We start from the raw sequence: 283 nt of genomic DNA, 5'->3' as shown, positions 1-283 counted from the left end.
CAACAGCGCATCCAGGCTCCGGGTGCGCCGCGCCCACAGCGGCAGGATCGCCGAATTGAAACGGATCCGCTCGGCATCGCTGACCGCCCCGCGGTCCCGAATCTTCGCCCGGGCGACCTCGACCGGGCCGATGCCGGTCGCAATCGTTCGCGCCGGGCCGTAACCATGTCGCACGACACGGGCGCGCCCGTCGGAAAGCTTCAAATCCTTCACCGTGGCAAGAAACGTCTCGACTTCGACCTCGACGGCCTGCGCCAGAAGCTGCCGCGCTCCCGCGCGCAGG

The 283-nt window shown here is 69.3% G+C and carries 1 pseudogene; it reads right to left on the bottom strand.

Going from position 1 to position 283, the window contains the following annotated elements:
• A pseudogene (locus tag WN73_RS11505) lies at positions 1-283 on the bottom strand (IS256 family transposase); the annotation flags it as partial.

The organism is Bradyrhizobium sp. CCBAU 45394 (genome assembly GCF_028128655.1).
GTDB classification, from domain to species: domain Bacteria; phylum Pseudomonadota; class Alphaproteobacteria; order Rhizobiales; family Xanthobacteraceae; genus Bradyrhizobium; species Bradyrhizobium diazoefficiens.
Note: the sequence above shows the minus strand (reverse complement) of the source record. Positions and strands in the feature narration are given on the sequence as shown.